At 54.7% G+C, this 19,611-nt stretch carries 25 protein-coding genes; 23 read left to right on the top strand and 2 right to left on the bottom strand.

Features of this window, described 5'->3' with window-relative positions:
- Positions 1-7: 7 nt before the first annotated feature.
- Together ACT3IC_RS04800 and ACT3IC_RS04795 are read left to right on the top strand one after the other, a co-directional pair.
- Positions 8-1,477, top strand: coding sequence for a DUF1073 domain-containing protein (locus tag ACT3IC_RS04800; protein WP_473476458.1), 1,470 nt, complete (start codon positions 8-10; stop codon positions 1,475-1,477).
- Positions 1,404-2,414 carry a phage minor head protein gene (locus tag ACT3IC_RS04795; RefSeq protein WP_473476455.1) on the top strand — a complete coding sequence of 337 codons (1,011 nt, stop codon included), beginning with the start codon at positions 1,404-1,406 and terminating at the stop codon, positions 2,412-2,414. The genes ACT3IC_RS04800 and ACT3IC_RS04795 overlap by 74 nt, the downstream gene beginning before the upstream one ends.
- On the opposite strand, the gene ACT3IC_RS04790 is transcribed toward ACT3IC_RS04795, so the two are convergent.
- A complete protein-coding gene (locus ACT3IC_RS04790; protein WP_273946219.1) occupies positions 2,415-2,759 on the bottom strand; it encodes a Rap1a/Tai family immunity protein in 345 nt (114 codons plus the stop codon).
- 23 nt (positions 2,760-2,782) lie between these two features.
- On the opposite strand from ACT3IC_RS04790, the gene ACT3IC_RS04785 reads away from it, so the two are divergent.
- From ACT3IC_RS04785 to ACT3IC_RS04735, 11 genes are all read left to right on the top strand, one after another.
- Positions 2,783-4,144 (top strand): DUF2213 domain-containing protein, encoded by a 1,362-nt coding sequence (locus ACT3IC_RS04785; RefSeq protein ID WP_473476450.1) that lies wholly within the window; start codon positions 2,783-2,785, stop codon positions 4,142-4,144.
- Complete coding sequence (locus ACT3IC_RS04780) at positions 4,144-4,605, top strand: hypothetical protein (RefSeq protein WP_085451680.1); 462 nt, start codon at positions 4,144-4,146, stop codon at positions 4,603-4,605. The genes ACT3IC_RS04785 and ACT3IC_RS04780 overlap by 1 nt, the downstream gene beginning before the upstream one ends.
- Positions 4,602-5,657, top strand: coding sequence for a major capsid protein (locus ACT3IC_RS04775; RefSeq protein WP_307762950.1), 1,056 nt, complete (start codon positions 4,602-4,604; stop codon positions 5,655-5,657). Before ACT3IC_RS04780 ends, ACT3IC_RS04775 begins: the two co-directional genes overlap by 4 nt.
- A 32-nt stretch (positions 5,658-5,689) precedes the next feature.
- Positions 5,690-5,923: a hypothetical protein gene (locus tag ACT3IC_RS04770; protein ID WP_473476445.1), complete on the top strand. Its 234-nt coding sequence runs from the start codon at positions 5,690-5,692 to the stop codon at positions 5,921-5,923.
- 76 nt (positions 5,924-5,999) lie between these two features.
- Complete coding sequence (locus ACT3IC_RS04765) at positions 6,000-6,380, top strand: DUF7370 family protein (protein ID WP_404347168.1); 381 nt, start codon at positions 6,000-6,002, stop codon at positions 6,378-6,380.
- A gap of 166 nt (positions 6,381-6,546) precedes the next feature.
- Complete coding sequence (locus tag ACT3IC_RS04760) at positions 6,547-7,053, top strand: HNH endonuclease signature motif containing protein (RefSeq protein ID WP_473476441.1); 507 nt, start codon at positions 6,547-6,549, stop codon at positions 7,051-7,053.
- A complete protein-coding gene (locus ACT3IC_RS04755; RefSeq protein ID WP_473476438.1) occupies positions 7,050-7,406 on the top strand; it encodes a hypothetical protein in 357 nt (118 codons plus the stop codon). Before ACT3IC_RS04760 ends, ACT3IC_RS04755 begins: the two co-directional genes overlap by 4 nt.
- 1 nt (position 7,407) lies before the next feature.
- Positions 7,408-7,776, top strand: a complete 369-nt coding sequence (locus ACT3IC_RS04750; RefSeq protein WP_473476435.1) for an HK97 gp10 family phage protein — start codon at positions 7,408-7,410, stop codon at positions 7,774-7,776.
- Positions 7,773-8,156 carry a phage tail termination protein gene (locus tag ACT3IC_RS04745; RefSeq protein ID WP_088902282.1) on the top strand — a complete coding sequence of 128 codons (384 nt, stop codon included), beginning with the start codon at positions 7,773-7,775 and terminating at the stop codon, positions 8,154-8,156. Before ACT3IC_RS04750 ends, ACT3IC_RS04745 begins: the two co-directional genes overlap by 4 nt.
- Positions 8,157-8,221: 65 nt before the next feature.
- On the top strand, positions 8,222-8,965 hold the full coding sequence (locus ACT3IC_RS04740; RefSeq protein WP_473476431.1) for an Ig-like domain-containing protein: 744 nt from the start codon (positions 8,222-8,224) through the stop codon (positions 8,963-8,965).
- A 73-nt stretch (positions 8,966-9,038) separates the two neighbouring features.
- The gene (locus ACT3IC_RS04735) at positions 9,039-9,710 is read left to right on the top strand and encodes a DUF6246 family protein (RefSeq protein ID WP_473476428.1); all 672 of its coding nucleotides are present in this window, start codon (positions 9,039-9,041) and stop codon (positions 9,708-9,710) included.
- Here ACT3IC_RS04735 and ACT3IC_RS04730 read toward each other — a convergent pair whose 3' ends face one another.
- Entirely contained in the window at positions 9,711-10,136 is a 426-nt protein-coding gene (locus ACT3IC_RS04730; protein ID WP_473476424.1) for an Arc family DNA-binding protein, read from the bottom strand.
- Between the two features lie 105 nt (positions 10,137-10,241).
- Here ACT3IC_RS04730 and ACT3IC_RS04725 point away from each other — a divergent pair, with 105 nt between their 5' ends.
- The 10 genes from ACT3IC_RS04725 (at position 10,242) to ACT3IC_RS04680 (ending at position 19,611) form a co-directional block, all read left to right on the top strand.
- Positions 10,242-10,400 (top strand): hypothetical protein, encoded by a 159-nt coding sequence (locus tag ACT3IC_RS04725; protein ID WP_174209129.1) that lies wholly within the window; start codon positions 10,242-10,244, stop codon positions 10,398-10,400.
- The gene (locus tag ACT3IC_RS04720) at positions 10,390-11,115 is read left to right on the top strand and encodes a P22AR C-terminal domain-containing protein (protein ID WP_473476420.1); all 726 of its coding nucleotides are present in this window, start codon (positions 10,390-10,392) and stop codon (positions 11,113-11,115) included. The genes ACT3IC_RS04725 and ACT3IC_RS04720 overlap by 11 nt, the downstream gene beginning before the upstream one ends.
- An 80-nt stretch (positions 11,116-11,195) precedes the next feature.
- On the top strand, positions 11,196-11,948 hold the full coding sequence (locus tag ACT3IC_RS04715) for a Rha family transcriptional regulator (protein WP_473476417.1): 753 nt from the start codon (positions 11,196-11,198) through the stop codon (positions 11,946-11,948).
- Positions 11,949-11,958: 10 nt separating this feature from the next.
- The gene (locus ACT3IC_RS04710; RefSeq protein ID WP_473476413.1) at positions 11,959-12,213 is read left to right on the top strand and encodes a hypothetical protein; all 255 of its coding nucleotides are present in this window, start codon (positions 11,959-11,961) and stop codon (positions 12,211-12,213) included.
- A gap of 144 nt (positions 12,214-12,357) precedes the next feature.
- Positions 12,358-12,720, top strand: coding sequence for a hypothetical protein (locus tag ACT3IC_RS04705; protein ID WP_473476410.1), 363 nt, complete (start codon positions 12,358-12,360; stop codon positions 12,718-12,720).
- 56 nt (positions 12,721-12,776) lie between these two features.
- Positions 12,777-15,176 carry a tape measure protein gene (locus tag ACT3IC_RS04700; RefSeq protein ID WP_473476409.1) on the top strand — a complete coding sequence of 800 codons (2,400 nt, stop codon included), beginning with the start codon at positions 12,777-12,779 and terminating at the stop codon, positions 15,174-15,176.
- Positions 15,177-15,185: 9 nt separating this feature from the next.
- On the top strand, positions 15,186-15,656 hold the full coding sequence (locus ACT3IC_RS04695; protein ID WP_032612143.1) for a hypothetical protein: 471 nt from the start codon (positions 15,186-15,188) through the stop codon (positions 15,654-15,656).
- Positions 15,653-16,141 carry a DUF1833 family protein gene (locus ACT3IC_RS04690; RefSeq protein ID WP_473476406.1) on the top strand — a complete coding sequence of 163 codons (489 nt, stop codon included), beginning with the start codon at positions 15,653-15,655 and terminating at the stop codon, positions 16,139-16,141. The genes ACT3IC_RS04695 and ACT3IC_RS04690 overlap by 4 nt, the downstream gene beginning before the upstream one ends.
- Positions 16,142-16,150: 9 nt before the next feature.
- Positions 16,151-16,531 carry a nitrite transporter gene (locus tag ACT3IC_RS04685; protein WP_473476403.1) on the top strand — a complete coding sequence of 127 codons (381 nt, stop codon included), beginning with the start codon at positions 16,151-16,153 and terminating at the stop codon, positions 16,529-16,531.
- Complete coding sequence (locus ACT3IC_RS04680; protein ID WP_473476400.1) at positions 16,528-19,611, top strand: host specificity factor TipJ family phage tail protein; 3,084 nt, start codon at positions 16,528-16,530, stop codon at positions 19,609-19,611. The genes ACT3IC_RS04685 and ACT3IC_RS04680 overlap by 4 nt, the downstream gene beginning before the upstream one ends.

Here is a 19,611-nt window from a genome sequence, read left to right as displayed (position 1 = left end):
ATCGCCAGTGAGCGAACAGCATAACGGCCTTGAACTGGCTGTGAACCACCTCGCCACTGAAATGAGGCGAGCGAATTACCTGAATGCCATTGGCATCGGTGGCGGCAACACGAAGCGCCCGACGCTTTACCAGGAATTTGGCTACCCGCGCACGATCACCTTCAACGACTTCTACAACATGTACCGCCGCAACGCTGCCGGTTTCGCTGTTGTGCATCGCCTACTTGATGGGTGCTGGCAGGATTACCCTGTCATCATCGACGGTGATCAGGCGGAAGAGGCGAAGGCGACCAATCCGTGGGAAAAGAAAGTCACCAAATTCATGAAAAAGCTGTGGTCGAAGGTTAAAGACGCCGATCGCCGCAATATGGTGGGCCGTTATTCCGCGCTGCTGCTGCAGGTGAAAGACAATAAGCCCTGGAGCGAACCAGTCGACATCAAGCTGGTGAAGTCGCTTGGTGAGTCTGCGCTGGTGAAGCTGATCCCGGTATGGGAGCCGCAACTAACCGTAGCTGAATGGGACAATGACCGGCTGTCGGCAACCTTTGGCCAGCCGCTGATGTTCAATTTCAACGAGCAGCCGGTTGGCGATGAGCAATTCGTCGGGCCGATGCGCGGCGAACCGGTGCACCCAAGCCGGGTGATCCTGTTCTGTGAAGGATCAGAGGACGAAAATGTCCTTTCAGGTATCCCGCTACTTGAGGCTGGCTACAACAAAGGACTGGACCTTGAAAAGGTCTCAGGCGGTGGTGCTGAAGGCTTCCTGAAGAACGCCAGCCGCCAGATCGCGGTCGAGTTCAGCAAAGAAACCGACATGGCTACGCTTGCTGACCAGGCTAAAGCAGCTGGCTATAGCGATCTCGGCGAGGCGATGGGCGATAAGGTCAACAAACTGAACCGCGGTACCGACGCAGCAGCCGTAATGCAGGCCGGGCAGATGCACGTTCTCAGCGTTACGCCGGGCGACCCGGGGCCGACGTGGGAAGTTACCGCGAACGAACTGGCCGCATCCGTGCAGATCCCGTTCACCATCCTGTTCGGGCAGCAGACCGGACGCCTGGCGAGCGACGAGGACAAAACCGACTGGGCCATTCGGCGCAACACGCGCCGCAACACCTTCCTGACTGACCGAATTACCGCGCTACTCGAGCGCTTCTGGACGCTGGGCATCATTGACCCGCCCACCAATGGCGAAGTAACTATCCAGTGGAGCGATCTACTGGCACCAGGTGAAAAAGAGAAGATCGAGAACATGTCCAAGCTGGCCGATGTGGTCCAGAAAACGACTGGCATGTACGGCGGTGAAGCGCCGGTGACCATCAACGAACTGCGACAGGTAATCGGGCTTGAGCCATTACCTGAGCCCAAAGAGCCGCCGAACCCGGACGATAAGGTGACAACCGATGATCCACTGGCCGATGACACCCGAACAGAAGGAGAAGGTGGGCCTGCCGATAGTTCCGCGCAGCAAGGTTGACCCGACGCGCTCGGCAAAGCAGGTCACCGCGATGTTCCGGGATATCGAAGAGCGGTATCTCGGCATCAAGCGCGCGCTGAAATCCCTGTTCGACCAGCGCATGACCGGGCGGGAGCGAGAGGTCAACAGCCACCGCTGGCACTTCCTGTGCCACGTCAACGGTGATGACCACAGGCTCTACCAGGTCAACGCCGGGAAGTTCATCTACGACATGTCGCCGCAGGAGCTGGCGGAGCTGCTGGAGGCGGTGCAGGGCATCCTGGATGACTACCTGCTTGACGGTGGCGAGAACCACCAGTGGGCGATGGATTACATCGTCGCTGAGGCGCAGCGCGGCACGCTGGAGGCGTTCAATAACCTCTCGCAGCAATCGCCTTATTACGCCAGCCAGACAACGTTACAGCAGCTTTTAAGCAGTCCCGGTTATCAAAACCAGATCGCCTCAGCCAGGCTGACAACGTTCAGTGACTGGAAGGCGATCAGCGATGCCGCACGGGCAGACCTGACAGGCATTATCACTGATGCAGTGGCGCGCGGGGTTAACCCGAGAGAAACGGCCAGCGTTATCAGTAAGCGCCTTGACGTGAGCATGTCCAGAGCCAAGGCGATTGCCCAGACTGAGCAGGTCGGTGCGCTGCGGCAGGCGCAATGGAACGAAACGGACTGGGCTTCTGACAGACTGGGGCTGAATACCGGCCTGCTGTGGCTGTCAGCGCTCAAGCCAACGACGCGCAGCTGGCACGCCAGCCGTCACGGCAGGGTCTACACCACCGAAGAGGTGCGCGACTTCTACGCCGTGAACGGCAACCGGTACAACTGCTACTGCAGCCAGATACCGGTGCTGCTAAACGACGACGGCAGCATATTCAATGAAGGGCTGGCGGATAAGCTGGCGAAAGAGCGTAAGGGGTGGGGGCCAGACAAAAAGGCAGCATAATTATTTTTTGCAGGGGTACTTATTACTCATGTAAAACATGATTATTGAGCTGGCAGGTTTATCTCTAAAGGCTGCATTGGCTTTGAGGTACTCGCCAACCATGTCTCCTATTTGCCCTCTGGTTACGTTGTCATTAGTGCAAGCAATGGTCCCATCAATAGCATCCCAAACCCCTGTTACGTAGCCTAAGTATTCGTTCGCTTCGCGAAAGTCTCTATCGGTTGCCGATGCTTGCTCCGCACGGCTCGAAGCCTTGTAGAGCTCATACAAATCATTACCTGTCATGAATTCAGCGTGAACAGGGAGCGTCACAGTAAACGTTAAAGCCAATAGCCATATTTTCATTTTATTAATCCAAAGGGTTAAACATGAACCTCACCAGTATTCATGTTAAATCCCTCGCCATCAATGCCTCCAACATTTCAACGACCACCATCAACGGCCAGGAGCACTACGTCATTCGTGGTGCGGTTCCGATCGTCGATGACATCGTGATGAATGGTGGCCTGTATCCGGCGGAGGAAATTAACAACAGCTACCAGACGATGGAAGGCAAGCTGATGCCGCTTCCGCACCCGATGGTAGATGGCAAGTATGTCAGCGCCAATGATCCGCGCGCCATTAACGCTTATCACGTTGGTGCTTGGGCGCAAAACGTCAGCAAATCCGGCGATCAGGTCGTCATGGACGTTTACATCAACAAGGCTGTTGCTGAGACGAAGCCTGATGGCAAGCGCCTGATTAACCGCCTCGACGAGATGATCGCCGGCACCAACACCGACCCGATTCACCTCTCAACCGGGCTGCTCACCAACAAAGAGAAGAAGTCGGGCGAGTCGAAGGAGAAAAAGTACACCTGGATCGCCCGCAACATGCAGTTCGACCACATTGCCATCCTGCTGGATGAACCGGGAGCCGGAACGCCGGAAGAGGGCGTCGGCATGTTCGTGAACGCTGACGGTCAGGAAGGTGAGGTCGAAACTGCCAGCCTCATCGACGCGGCAAACAGCCTCAAAGACGGACTGGTGAATAAGGTGAAGTTCTTCCTCACCCACAACTCCGACGCCTCCTTCGACGAAATCTACCAGATGCTGCGTGAGGCCATCCGCGCGCCGTCCGGCAGTGATGTTTATCGCTATGTGGTGACCGTCTGGCCGGACAAATTCATTTACGAAGAGGGGTCGAAACTCTTCCAGCAAAAATACCTCATCGACGACAGCACAGTGACGCTGGTCGGCGATGCAGTCGAAGTCGTGCGCAAACCCACTGAGTACGAAGTCAAAACCAACGGAGAACAAAACCCGATGAAACAGAAGATGATCGCCGCGCTCAATGCCGCAGGCGTAACAACCGAGGGGCTGACCGACGATCAGGTCTGGGATGCCTACAACCAGCAGATGCACAAGAAAGCCGGTGGCGGCGATCCGGCTGGCGCTCAGGTGAATACTGATGCCATTACCGCAGCGGTAAACGCTGCTCTCACTCCGCTGACCGACAAAATCAGCCACCTGGAAACGCAGCTGCAGGCCAATGCGGAAAAAGATATCACCGCGAAGCGCCAGGCGGTGAAAGCCAAGTTCCCGTTCATGACCGAAGCGGCGATCAACTCTCTGGCTCCCGAAGCGCTGAACGATATGTTCTCGCAGTGCCAGACCAGTACCGGGCTGAACCCTGCATTCCAGGGTAACGGCGCACAAAGCGAAATCCTTACTATGGAGGCACCTGAATAATGGCACTCGCTCCTCGTTTCCATACCGTAATCGCGGGCCCGGCCCGCAAGAATGACCCGCAGGTCATTGAGGCGCTCTGCAAGGTAGCCATCCTGCCGGGCTCACTCGTTGAACTTGACGCTACCGGGCAGTGGATTTACCACGCAACGGCAGGTGGCACTGGCGTTCCCCTGACTATGCAGCACAACTATATCGGCGGCGGTGACATCCGTGATGCAGTGCCAGCAGGTGACACAGGCGCGGCCATCATGTGCGAAGACGATGTCGACTACCACATGCGCGTCAAGGCCGGGCAAGTGCTGCTGGAGAACGAAGGTCTGATCTCCAACGGTGACGGCACCCTGGCGAAATCGACCACCCCGGCAACCGACCACATCCTCTTCTACTCACGCGAGAAAATCACTGTCGGCGCGGAAGCGCAGCTCGTGAAAGTTCGCAAATCAGGGAAAGCAACCGCATGAGCATGATCGTTTTCAACAAAAAGCTGGTTACCGAACATAACCAGATTAAGCAGGCGTGGAATCAGCTGCTGATGCAGCGTGAAGCGTTCAACATCAATCAGAACACCATCACCGCCCAGTACAACGGCGCGCTGGAAGTTAACCAGGCCGCGCTGATCTCCAAAGACTACTGGCGCGAAGTGGACAACATCACCACCCGCGTTTTCCGCAATGACGAAGGTAACGGTCTGCTGGATGACCTGCTGGGGCTTGGTACGCCGATCTCTATCGGCAAAACCGCCGCTCTGTATCGCGTTGCCAGCGATGCTGGCAAGGTACATCGCACCCTGACCGGCCATGTGCCGGAAGAACTGGATAAAGTCATCTACGACGAAGCTGGCGATCCGATCCCTATCTTCAACACCGGCTACAGCCGTGAATGGCGTGAATGGAACGGCATGCAGTCGGAAAATCTCGACGCGATGGCCGACGACCAGGAAGCGCACGTTGCGGCCATCCGTGAAGACATGGCTGACTACATGCTGTCTGGTGACGCGAAGGTGAAGGTGAAGGGCTACGTCGGTGCAGGCATCACCAACCACGCCAACACCAATCAGGTGGATCTGAGCGCATCCGGTCTGAACATCGACCTGACGACCTCGACCCCAGATGAGTCGGTAGCGTTCTTCACCGGCCCGTTCGCGAAGCTCCTGGACGATAACTACGTGCAGGAGAAGGTGAAGGTGTGGGTGTCGCCAGACATCATGCGCAACCTGAGCAAGCCGTATTCCTCCGCTGCCGGCTTCAAAGAAGGCACCGTGCTGGAGTACATCCTGCGCTACGGCCGCATCGAGTCTGTTAACCAGACCTTTAAGCTGACCGGTAACCACTTCATCGCGTACGTGCGCAACTCGCAGTACATCAAGACGCGTATCGCCGCGCCGGTGGGTACCTTCATGATCCCGCGCCAGAATCCGTTCGACAACTACAACACTCTGGTATGGAGTGCTGTAGGTCTGCAGATCAAACGCGATTTCAACGGTCGCTCAAAAGTGTTTAACGCACAGGGTTAAGGGGCTTCGGCCCCTTTTCTTCAGGAGAGAGCATGCAAAAGTTAAGAATCGAAAAATCGGGCTGCTGGGGCACGATTGATGGCGTATTCCAGCAACTGCCTGTAGGTCACGAGTTCATTGCGGAATCCGTTCCGCCAGCGTTCGCAGGCCGGGTATCAGTCGTCGGTGAAGTCGGTGAGCAGGAGCTTGAGGTCGCCACGCCGGGCGATACTCCTGCAGAGCAGGCAGAGCAGGCAGAGCAGGCCTCCAAGAAGAAGGGAAAATAACCATGGCGCTTCGTGAGTTCGATAACCCGTCCAAATCCCGCGATGAGCTGGATGAGCAAACCAAAGGTAATTAACCATGGCTGACCCAATCACGGCGGCTGACGTGCAGGCGTTCCTCGGTGAATTGGGTTACTCCATCCCGGGCGCGCTGCTGGAGCCGATCCTCTGCGTGGTGAACAAAATCATCCCGTGTCTCGATGGGGCCGGGTATGACGACTGCACCGCGAAGCTGATCCTGATGTACGCTGCCGCGCTGATGGCGACATCATCCGGCGCGCGCCGCATCAAATCGCAGGGGGCGCCGTCTGGCGCGTCACGATCGTTTGAGTATGGCGACGACAGCATTACCTGGCTGCGTGACTCGCTGGCCCGGCTCGATACCAGCGGTTGCACCAGTGAGTTGCCGATCAGCGCCGGTAATAGCGTCGGCCTGTTCATGGTGGTCGGGGGCTGCTGATGACCTGGACATCCGTAAGCGTCCGGCTGCCGCGTTCATTCGTTCGCGTCTGGGTGCTGACAGACACCGGGCGGGAGACCACCGGCTACGTTAAATCGGACGGCGAGTGGTTCATTCTTTGCGAGCGGATAAGGAATTCCGGCGCAAAGGTTATCAGGTGGAGAGGATGAGTAAACTCATGAATGCTGAAACTCTCAGAAGTTTAATAACCTACGATGCCAAAACGGGCTTGATTAGCTGCAATAAAGGGCGAAGAGGCGTCAAGGATAATGCGCTTAGTAAATGTGTTGATAGTTGCGGTTATCTTCACATGACAATCTTCGGTAAGAGCTACAGATTGCACCGTCTGGCGTGGCTATATGCTCATGGGCAATGGCCAAAAGGCAGAATTGATCATATCAATGGCATCAAAACTGATAACCGTCTTTGCAACTTGCGAGAGTGTATCGATGGCGAAAATGCTCGAAATGTTCGCAGGCGAAAAGATAACACCACTGGAGTGACTGGTGTTACGTGGTGCAAGCAAACTGGTAAGTTTCGAGCCCAGATACATTACATGGGTAAGACCAGGCCGCTTGGCAGATTTGACTCATTCATCAAAGCATGGGAAGCCCGCCTGGTTGCAGAGGTTTCGTCAGGCTTGTTCACCGTAAGGCATGGGGCAGAAAATTGAGCAGCGTAGCTTCGTGGTCCTACACCGCCAAAGCCACTATCTGGCGCAAGGGTGCTGGCGGCAGGGACGAGAACGGTGATCCAATAAACGGCTATGACGCGCCGGTAGTCATCATGGTCGATTATGAGGGCGGGCTGTCTAAGCGCATTGGCAGCCTGGGCGCTGAAATCGTCGTGAAGAACACGGTCTGGACCGAGTACGCGCTGGCCGACGCCGGTGATTACCTGCTGATTGGTGAGTCTACCGAAGCAGATCCGGTTGCTGCTGGCGCTGATGAGGTGCGGCAGGTTATCCGCTACGCCGACACGTTCGAGCGGGTGGCGGATGATTATGCAATTTTGACTGGAGTCTGATATGGCCGGGAAAGTAAGAGGCATCACTCAGGCGAAAGCCAACCTCGACAAGATCATCAATGACGTGCAGGGGCGAAAGGTTGTCAGGGCCATCCAGTCAGCGCTAATCATCGGTAGCTCCCAAGCAGCGCTTTATACGCCTATCGACACTTCCACGCTGCTGAATAGCCAGTTTCGTGAGATGGACGCCAACGGTACGAGGGTTACTGGAAGAGTGGGCTACTCTGCAGCATATGCTACATACGTTCACGATCCAAGTGTGCCGCAGACTTTCCGTCGGTCCACTGCACGAAAAGAGTTCCTGACTAAAGGGTTTGAGGATATGCGTAGTCAGATTGATGCGGTGATGCGCAAGGAGCTTTCGCTATGACACCCATGATGCATGAGCGGGTGCGCAACATGTTCGGTGATGCTGGCCTTACAGCCGGATTCACGGTGCAGAAGTTGATGTATGACGACCCGGAGGATCTGACGCAGGCCGTGATGGTATTCCGGCCAAACGGTGGTTCGAACATCCGTCACGACCTTGGATCTGAACATCACGTCCTCGTTGATGTGATCGGTGCGAAGGATAAGCGCGGCGACGCCGCCGATGCCGTGCAGCGCATCGTCGATTACGTCCAGGCCAACCCTATGGCTGATGAGTGTGTCGGCTACATCCAGAACATGGGCGCAATCCCTGCGCCGGTACTCACGGCTGAAGGTCGGATAGTCTTTCGCCTCCAGTTCGCCTGCACCTACGGCGAATAGCCATACCAACCAAATAGACCCGCTCCGGCGGGTTTTCTTTTTTATACGTCAAAGAGGAAGTTTCTATGGCTAATTGCCAGAACTCGAACGAACGCCTGTTCGGTGGTGCAGTCGTACTGGAAGTCGCCGATGGTTGCCCGGACGTCAAACCACTCGAAGCTGAGTGGAAGGCGCTGGCGGCCGGTACGTCGAAAGGCTTCGACTTCAACCCGAACTCGGTAACCTCAGATGCGGATGACGGCGGCGGCTATGTCGAAACCATCATCACCAACAGTGATTTTACCCTGAGCTTCGAGGGCGAGGTCCGCAAGAAGGATAAACTGGATCAGTACGGTGTCGGCAAATTCATAAAGTATTTCGCTGACGAGCTGAAGGCCAAGCGCCAGCCTGGGATCTGGGTGCGCATGGACTACGGCCCGGTAGAATTTATCGGCTACATGAACATCACGGCGCTGAGTTCTGACGGCGGTACCAACGATATCGTCACGTTCTCTACCGAGTTCAAAGTGGGCGATGCCAGCACCATCGAAGTTAACGAAGTGACGGCAGTGGCGGTGACCGGCGTAACGGTGTCTCCAGCTACCAGCACCGGCGCGGCAGGCGGTACCAGCACCTTTACGGTGAATATCGCTCCTACCGGCGCAACCAACAAAGACTTCACCGTGGCATCAACCGATCCAACCAAGGCCACTGCTACATCTTCCGGTACCACCGTCACGGTGAACCGCGTCGCCGCCGGCAGCGCGCAGATCATCATCAACACCGAAGATGGAAACTTTGTGGCCGTGCACACGGTTACCGTTACCTAACGGACATTCCAAAGGGCGGCGTGCTGCCCTTGATAATGATCGTTACCCTGGGTGAAACATGACAGTAGTAGCCATGAAAGAAATTGGCGAGGTAGCCATTAGTGACAGCCGGGAGGGCGGGAAGGACTACCTGCTGCGGCCATCGCTATCAGCAATGATGGGGCTTGGTGACCCTGGAGAGATTGTGAACATCTATGCGCAAGTTCATGGAGGCGAGGTCCAGAAACTCTTGGCCACCTGCGAAACCGGATTTAAGGTGATACCTGACTGGATTGCGCCATCTTTCAACGCAGCAAGTGACAACATGCTCTTAGCGTCAATGCTGGTATTGCAGGCGTGCTGCGAAGATGACCTTACCGATGCTATTGGTGAATGGGTCGGAGAAGATGGCAGAATCGCATATCAGCCCGGCCTGATGCCAAAAGACGAAATCATTATCTTTGCCCGGCACCTGATGCAGCATGGAGTGATCGGCAAAGCGAAGGTTCGCCAGCTGCAGCGCAACGAAACTAACGAGGCCACCAACGAATTTCGTGCGATCGATTACATCGTGGCCGCACAAGCGCACTTTGGTATGAGTGAAACGGAGGCGGCTGGCCTGACAATGACGAAATTTCAGCTGCTACTCGCCGCTAAATACCCTGATCAGAAAGGTTTTACCCGGGAAGAGTACGACGCGGTTGCTGATGACTACCTGGCGAAGCAGGCGGCGAGAAGGGCGCGGGAAACTAAACGCCCTGTCTGACTATTTATTGCTCTTATTCTTAAGTTTCATGTCCCTTTCATTTGCTCTTTTTGCTGCATCCTTATCGAAATAGAGAGGTTTGCTCATGATTTTTTCGAGTTCTTCTTCAGATATTGGGGCGTCTTTATTGGCTAAAAGCTCGAGGTTTTCATCAATGTCCTGCATTGCCTTGGCAATCTGAGCCCTAGCTATAATTGTTCGTTTTGCAATTAGACCAAGCCGGACATCAATTGGTAAATTCTTCAGCGATTCTTTGGATGCTATCGAATCAAATGAATGGTGCGTAAGTGCATCTTTAAGAATTTGCACAATTTCCGCATTCATCGATCTCCCATTTGACTTGGCAAGATCAGCAATGGCCTCTCTCATTCCTTCTGGAAGACGAAGAACAAACTTATCGTAATCTTTGACCTGCTTCTCGGTCATGTGGCACCCCCTCAAAAAAATGAATGATGGCATATTGCTATTCATAATCAATAGTGGCATTCTGCTTTCAAGGCATAATGCCATCATCGGCAGGAGGAATAATCAGTGGAAAAGAATGAAGCAAAAACCACTCTGCGTTATCCGCAGAAGGTTAAGGAAGAGTTTAAGCGTATTGCAGATGAAGAGGGATTGTCAGAAAACGCAGCATTAGTGCAGGCCCTTGTTTGGGCGCTGAAGTTCAGGGATCAGATGCATGCACAGTAAAAACAGCGAAGCCCGGAAGTGCGTCAACACTAACCGGGCCTCTATCGAAAATAACCGCATAGGAAATATCGACGTGAATATTGTAGCAAAACCAGATCTGAACTTCCACGGCATGAATCTTGCGCCTGTGCAGAATGTTAACGGCATTTGGCTGACATCGGCGGACGTCGCTAAGGCGTTAGGGTACAAAAGCACCAAGTCTATCTCAAACCTGTTTGCACAGTATGAAGACGAGTTTTCACCAGGAATGACAATGGTCATTGAATCAGTGACCAATGGTATTAACGGCTCGTCTCGCAGAATGAAAGTGCGCGTATTCTCCCTTCGCGGAGCACACCTGATCGCAATGTTCGCCCGCACTCCGGTAGCCAAAGAATTCCGCCGCTGGGTATTGGATGTGCTGGATCGCGAGGTGCAGCATTCACCGATCGCTAAGCAATTCTCCGATGAGGAACTGGTGAGCCTATGTTATCTGCAGCTGTGGATGGAAAGGAGCCAGGTGGTCAGCAAGAATCTTTATCCCGCGATGAAGCAGGCAAAATCTGAGTATGCGGGGGCGCTGTACGATATTGCCCATGATATTCACTACATGACTGTAGAGACCAAAAAGATTTTACTCCGAGAAGCACAAAATCTGGATGACAAGAATTTTGTCGTAAGTCGCGCTCAGCCGATGCTGGCAAAGCTTCGCGGCGAAGACGGATGGATCCACTGATGGGCGCATGGGATGGCGCAAAAAAGAAAAACCGCCAGTTGCAGCTGGCGGCTTACATCAACTACTGATTGGAGTCTTATATGCAACAATCTTCATCAACTGTTGTAAATGTAGCAAATCATCATCACGCTGTCACCATGTCAAGCCGCGAGATCGCAGAGCTGACTGGAAAGCGTCATCCTGACGTTAAGCGTGACATTGAGGTCATGCTTGAACAGCTCAGTGAAGATGCGAGCAATTTTGCTCACATCTATTTCGACACGATGAACAGACAGCAGACTGAGTACCATCTCGATCGCCGCCACGTTGAGTGTCTGCTTACTGGTTACAACGCCGTTCTCCGCATGAAAGTTATCGATCGCATGCATGAACTGGAGTCAGGCTCTTCCCAGGCGGCGACCCCAGCCCTTGCCGATAGCCTTCTGTTTATTGAGGTGACAACGCGGCTTCTTCATCTTTCACCATCAGGCACACTCGGCATGCTTCGCAAGGCCGAGGATGCGCATCACTTGCCAGACCTGCTTCCCGCCTACACAGTGGATTCAGTGGACGGTGGTGGTTCTAGTGACGCTACATTTGCACTGACCACGCTCTTGAAAATGACCGGGATCACCCGTTCAGCAGCAAGCGTGAACAAGATGCTTGAAAAGGCAGGGATCATCCAAAAAATGAAACGCCCAAGCAGCAAAGGCGGGGAGAAGGAGTTCTGGAACGTGACCGATTCAGGGCTCCGCTTCGGCAAGAACGTAACGAGTGATCGCAACCCGCGTGAGACTCAACCGCATTTTTATAAATCTCAGTTCGGCAAAATGCTGGCCGCTATCGGAATTTAAGGGGATCGTAATGACACTTTGCGTAATCGGCGAGCAAAAGCTATCTGATTTTAAATTTGGTGTTGATAAGAGCATCCTAACAGCGACTTTGTCCTGCTTGGTTTGTGAAGGCGAGAACGGAACAGATGAGTACGCTTACTCTGTTGTGGTAACTGACAGCGAAGGAAATCCAGTCATGAAAGAGATTTCTAACGATTTCCAAGAGTCATGTGATGTGTTCGATCGCTTAACTGTCGTGCTTGGTGGATCCGTTCTGAAAAACTAAAGGCCCACGTCATGTAAATTCAACCCGCTTAACTGCGGGTTTTCCCGTTTCCGGTCGATTGAGATCAATAAATCAGCGTTTGCCGTTGCGCCTGTGCTATTCCTGGGTAGGATGTTTCCACTTTTACCAATGGGGAATAGAAAGATGCGTACATTAATTTTATTGGGAACGCTGCTCGCTGCACCTTGTGTTATGGCGGCTACTGATGCAGAAATTGTCAATGCTGTGAAACAAAGAGCAGAAAGCGGTTTCTTTCCAAAAGACGTAAAAGTCGTTTCATTAAAGGAAGTTAATTTCTTCCCTGACGACAGAGACACAGTGTACGCCAGATTTGGAAACGTATGCGGCAAGGCTGAAGTGACCAAAGGTGATAATAAAGCCTCATTGGTATTTATTGCCCCTGTGGTTGAAAAGGCAAGCCAGATTTCTATAGACAATCCGACAATTTACGATCTCACAAAGCAAGGCGAGATTGCAGAAAAAGACATCCCAAATAGATGTAAGTAATAAACACTGAACATTAAAACCCGCTTCGGCGGGTTTTTTTATGCCAGGAGACAAGAATGGCTAGCAATGAACAGGTTGGGAATATTGTTTACCAAGTTCAAATGGATGTAGCAGAGCTTATTGAAGCTCAGAGAAAAGTAAATGATCGTCTCGATAAGATGGGGAACAATTTTGACCGGGCCTCGACGTCAGCTAGTCGTTTTGAAGGGGCGCTAAATAAGGTCGGGGTCGCAATTGCATCTGCCATTACTATTGATACAGCAAAGAAGTTGATTGCTATCGGTGATGAAATGGCAACTCTCCAGGCGAGAGTTACACGATTAAGCCCAAGTGTTGATGCGGCAAAAGAGAGTATGTCTTCCTTGTCTGCGATTGCATCGGAGACGGGTGGCAGCTTGGCAGAAACTGAGAAGTTATGGGAATCATTAACCACCTCCCTGAAAAGCACTGGGGCCACAAATGCGCAGATCCTGCAATTAACTTCAACACTTCAAAAGATAGGAACTATTGGCGGTTCTTCTACTGAAGAAATGTCTAATGCTTTACGTCAGTTCGGACAGTCCATGTCAAGAGGGACGATCCAAGCCGAAGAGTTTAACTCAATTGTTGAGCAAATGCCTGAACTGGCTAGACAAATGGCTGCGGGGCTTGGTATTTCTACCGATCAGTTACGTCAACGAATGCTCGACGGAAAGCTGACGGCACAGGACGCTCTTAACGCAATTCAAAAACAATCTGAGTATGTAAATGCTGAGTTTGAGAAAATGCCTGTCAACGTTGAACGGGCAAAAAATAGTCTGGATGTAGCATTTAGAAACGCAATTAATGACCTGAACCAAGCGATCGGCCTTACATCTACGCTTGCTGGCTTAATGCAGAACGTCGCTGACAACCTTAACTATTACAACAATAATGTTGGCGATTCATCCCGTATGCCGAAGCTAATAAAGCTTCAGCAAGAGTTGAATGATGAAATTAAAGACGGCCAGCGCTGGTATGAATCTGACACTATATTTCAACAGCGCCGAGCGCAGGCTGCATTTCAACTTAAACAAGTTGAAGGCGAGATTGCTCATATTCGTGCCAAAGCTGCAAAAGATGGAGGCAATAATCAATTTAGCAGCCCAAGCACGAAAGGGGATGATGCGGCAACAAGCAAGTTAGTTAAAAACTCAGAGCGCCGCTTAGCGCTAGCCAAGCTGGAAGGCGAAGCCAGAGCCAGGCTGCAGGCTCAATATGATGCAGCAGACGCTGGCATCACAGATCAGAAGCGCATCAAAGATCTGCAGGATGAATACGCAGAAACCTATCGGGTTACCGAGGCGCGGAAAGAGAGCAACAAAGAGGGCAAGACCTCCGCCTCGCAGGCTGAATCCATTGCTCAGAAACTGGCGAGCCTCAAACAGCAATCCGAACTCGCTGCAGAGTCGACCAGTGAGCTTAGCCGTGAACAGGCTATGCTAAGGGCCGAACAGTCACTCGGTAGCGCCGCCACCCAAGCCCAGATTAAGGAGGCAAGGGAGTACGCAGCCCGTACATGGGATGTCGCCAACGCCCTGAAGATGCGTCAGCAGGCGGAGCAGGCCTCGCGGTTTATTAACCAAGAGGTGGCAGCCTCAAAAGTACAACGCGATCCTTACACAGGCGAAGCGCAGGATCCAGCCGCGCAGGTAAACGAGGAAGAGCAGCGCAAGCTCGAGGCTCTGGCTAAATACCGGGATCTGGGTGTGATTAACGCTCAGCAGTATGAGGACGGAAAGACAGCCATCGCGAGGCAGGCTTCTAACGACCGCATCAGCATTGCCCAGCAGGAGGCAAAGCGTCAGGTTGACGTGATGAACATGCTGCTTGGCGGGATCGGTGAGGGATTCTCCGGCCTGGCTGAAATCGTGTCTAAAAGCGCCGGCGAAAGCAATGCCGCTTACAAGACACTGTTCGCTATCAGTAAAGCCTTTGCTGTTGCACAGTCCACTCTGAACCTTCAGCTTGCGCTATCAAACGCCATGGCCTCCGGACCATTCCCATGGAACATGGCAGCAATGGCACAGGTTGCCGCAGCTGGCGGCCAGGTGATCTCATCTATTGGCGCAATGTCATATGGTGGCGGGCGCGAACACGGCGGCCCAGTATCGGCCAGCTCCATGTACCGTGTGGGCGAGGGTGGCAAGCCTGAGATTTTCAAAGCCAGCAATGGCAGCCAGTACATGATCCCCGGCGATAACGGTCGCGTCATCAGTAACCGCGATATGGGCGGTGGTGGCGGGGCGTTCAGTTACAGCCCGGTCATTCAGGTTAACGGGGATCCGACTGAGCAGCAGTTGGCCATGCTCGAGGCCGCAGTCAAGCGCGGGGCGCAGCAGGGCTATGCCATGGCAGTCAGTGACGTCGCCAGCGGCAAAGGAAAGCTCTCCAACGCACTGACCACCAACTTCAATACCAGTCAACGCCTCACATAAGGAGTTCCCATGGGGATCAGCAGCACCATTGATTTCCCGCACCAGTACCTGCCAATGCCCCAGCGTTCCGGGCATGGATTCACTCCGGTAAGCCCTCTCCAGCGTTCCACCATGACATCCGGCCGCACGCGCCAGCGCCGCAAATACACCTCGGTTCCAACTGAGGCGGGGGTTTCGTGGGTGTTTAATGATGCCCAGGCGCAGCTGTTTGAGGTGTGGTTCAGAGACGTGATCACTGACGGCGCAGCGTGGTTCAACATGCGCATGCGCACGCCGATGGGCGTCGGTGACTACGTCTGCCGGTTCAAGGATATCTACGACGGGCCAGTTCTGTTCGGGTTGGGGTTCTGGAAATTCACGGCAACACTGGAGCTGTGGGAGCGTCCGATTCTGCCGCCTGGCTGGGGTAATTTCCCTGAGTTCATCGTGGGGCAGAGCATTATAGATTACGCGCTCAACAGGGAGTGGCCGGAAGCATGACCAGTCCAACCCTGAACAGGCTTTACGCCAGCGGCGGCAGCGAGGCGCTACTGAATACGTTGCAGATTACCGTCGGTGGGCAGGATTACTGGCTGGTCGAGAACTTCGAAGATATCACCGCTGTCACGGAAACTGGCGCATCGGTGAAGTTCGAAGCCGCTGCTATGGCCGTCGCGCTGCCAGCCAGGAACAAAGACGGCACGCAGGATCTGCAGTTCGCCATCAGCAACATTGACGGCATTGTTTCCACTGCGATACGCAATGCCCTGGCTAACCTGAACAACGGCACGCTGGTAATGCGGCAGTACATATCGACCGACCTCAGCTACCCGGCGGCACCACCGATCGTCCTGCAGATTAAGGACGGGTACTGGAAGGCGACCGAGGTGCAAATTACTGCCGGATTCCTGAATATCCTGAAAACCGCGTGGCCGCGCTATCGATACACGCTTCCTGTCTTCCCGGGACTCCGCTACCTCCAGTAGGAAATCACCATGTTCAATCCTGATAAATACCGTTCTGTCGAGTGGCATAAGGGCGGGCGAATTTACCCCGCGCTCGACTGCTTTGGCATCGTCAACGAAATCAGGCGAGATCTGGGCCTGGCTCCGTGGCCTGATTTTGCAGGAGTCACGAAGGATGATAACGGCCTCGACCGCGAGGCACGCGGGCTGATGACTGGCCTGACTCGATGTGAACCGGTCCCGGGCGCGGGTATCGCCTGTTATTCCGGTTCAGTGGTGACACACGTTGCCATCGTGGTCGAGATTGACGGCCAGCTGCGTGCCGCAGAGTGCAATCCCCGCACCAACGTAACTTTTCTGCCGCTGGCGCGGTTTGCGCGCCGCTTTGTCCGCGTGGAGTATTACCAGTGACGATCCGAATCTATCCGTCCCGCCTGCCGGGCGAACCGCTGGAAAAGCACGAACATGAAACGATGACCCTCAGCACCTGGTTTGTGCAGAACGTGAAGGGCTGGGCACCGGATCAGCAGCACCCGGTTGCGGTTGAAATCGACGGTGTTCCCGTCCCGGCGTCAGAGTGGCCACTGTGCGTTATCAAGCGAGAAACCGACATCAGGATGTATCCGGTACCATACGGTACCGGCGCAGAAATCGCGATCTGGGTTGCCGTCAGCGTAGCCGTTGCCTCCGCTGCGTACAGCATCTACATGATGAGCACAATGTCTCAGGCTGGCGGCGGCGGTTCCCAGGCGGCCAGCGGTGATCAGATTGACCTCAACCCGGCCAAAGCGAATGCGGCAAAACTAGGTGAACCCATTCGGGAAATCTTCGGCAAATATCGCGTCTGGCCTGATTACGTCGTGCAGCCGGTGAGCCGGTTCGTCAACGAGACCAGCATGGAAACCAGCATGTTCCTGTGCGTCGGTGTCGGCGACATGGTGATTAACCAGTCCGATATCCGGATCGGTAATACGCCAATCTCTGCTTTCGGTACAGACGTGCGTTACACTCTCTATCCGCCTGGCGCCACGGTATCCGGCGACACGCGCACTGAAAACTGGTTCAACTCACCAGAGGTCGGCAATACCGGCTCCGGTACCGCCGGTCTGGACCTGGGCTCAAGCGGCCCGGAGACGGTCAGCATTATCGCTGATGCGCTAGTGGTATCCGGGAACTCCATCACGCTGGTTGACGTATCGTCGTCTGGGGATGAGGAAATCCCGCCGTCGTGGACTGTTGGCACGGTGATCACCGTACTGGCGCCAAACTCTTATACCGTGGTGTCGTCCGGCGGTTACAGCGTGATTTATGGCGGAGTAGAGGAACTGGCACCAGTGGTCGGAATGCCGGTGTCCCTGGACTATAACGGCAACGAATACGACCTGGTGATCGCCAGTTACGCTCCGGGCATCCCGCCAGTACCAGGGGTGGGTGGCAGCGCCGCCAGCATCACCGCTAACGCCGCGCCGACGACCTACGATTTCAGCAGCACGCCTGTGACTTTCAGCATCAGCTGGCAGGGAACGACCTATCCGGTATCGCTGGTTACCAACTACGTCACCATGTCGGGACTGGTTTCCTCGATCACCTCGCAACTCTCCGGCTCCGGCCTGGTCGCGCGCGATAACAGCGGTCGGCTTGAAATCGGCGAGGCCAGCAGCCCGTTTGCTGGCGGGTCAATTACGAATAGCCCGTTACCTGTTGCTGCGTTTGGTGATGCTCCGGTTAATACGGCAGGCGTGAAATCTACGGGCGGCACGGCGGAGGTAAGGGCGCACATCACCCTGGCCTACAACAGCGCCACCGGCACGCCGTTTACCGGACTGCCGGAGGGCATTCAGCGCTTCTCGCTGGGTTTAGCTGGCAATCAGTTCCGGATCACCGATGTGGATAGCCAAACGGTTACGGTTGAGCGGGTAACGGTCACCACAGGCCCAGAAGGTGAGACAATCACAACGCCAGACCCGTCATGGCCTGGCTTCACTGAGCGCACGCTACTGGATGCGACCGTGACGGGTGTCAGCGACGATTACGAATGGGTTGGCCCGTTCCTGGCCTGCCCGGACGGCGAAACGCTGGACGCATTCGAGGTTAACATCAACTTCCAGAGCGGCCTTGTGCGTTACACAGACCAGGGGAATAAGCGTTCCATGCCGGTGCGTCTGGTGATCCAGTATCGCAAGGTTGGCACCACTGCCTGGCAGCAGCAGTCTCCGTTCTATTCACGCAGCACCGAAAACCAGATCGGGTTTACGCATCGCTACAGCGTATCGCCTGGCCAGTACGAGATCCGGATGCGCCGCACCGAACCGGTTAAGGGTGGCAGCACACGTGACCAGGTATTCTGGCAGGCGCTGCGCTCCCGGTTGAGCAAACGCCCTACGAAGTACGACGGTGTCACTACCATGGCGCTGACCGTGCGCACAGGTAACCGCCTGGCGGCGATGTCCGATCGCCGGATTAGCGTCACGCCAACCCGTATTTACAGCGGCGGCAGAACGGCGCGGAGCATCAGCGGCGCGCTTTACCACGTCCTGGAGTCGCTTGGGTTCACGGCCAGCCAGATTGACACGGCGGCGATTGACGCGCTGGAGCAAACCTACTGGACGCCCCGTGGTGAGAAGTTCGACTGGGCGAGCGGTGAGAGCAAGTCCGCACTTGAGGTGCTACAGAAAATCACCAATGCCGGGATGGGCTATTTTCTGCTGTCTGACGGGCTGGCATCTGCCGGCAGGGAAGGGATTAAACCCTGGGTAGGCATGATCACCCCGCAGGAAACCACCGAGGAACTGCAGACCGCGTTTAAGGCCCCGTCTCAGGACGATTACGACGGTGTGGACGTGACCTATATCAACGGCACCACCTGGGCAGAGGAAACCGTGCAGTGCCGCCAGCCTGACAATCCAACACCGCAGAAAATCGAGAGCTACACGCTGGATGGTGTACTGGACGAGGACCGAGCCTACCGCATCGGCATGCGCCGGTTGCTGGGCTACCAGCTGCAACGCCTACAGCACACCACCTCGACTGAAATGGATGCACTCTGCTATGAGTTCATGGATCGTATTGTACTGGCTGACGACATCCCTGGTGGTCAGCAGCTGAGTTGCCTGATAACCGATATGACATATGACAGCAGCAAAATCATTCTGACGCTCAGCGAGTCACCGGACTGGTCGTTCCAAAGCCCGCGCGTGATTATCCGCCATCAGGATGGACGGGCATCAGCAATGGTTGTTCCGACACGCATTGACGACTTCACCATTTCGGTGCCGTACAGCGCCGCGCTGGAGCCGGAGTTGTGGGCGATGAACGACGCGTACATCGAACCGCCGCGCCTGCTGTTCTGCTCATCAGTTCGTGTGCCGTATGACGCACTGGTGGGGGAAATATCTCCGGGCAATGACGGGATCAGCCAGGTGACGGCTATTCAGTATCACCCCGGTAAATACGCCTACGATGATGCCACTTACCCCGGCGACGCCGCTTAA

The sequence above is a fragment of the Leclercia sp. GHBNCSD genome (assembly GCF_055805075.1).
Note: the sequence above shows the minus strand (reverse complement) of the source record. Positions and strands in the feature narration are given on the sequence as shown.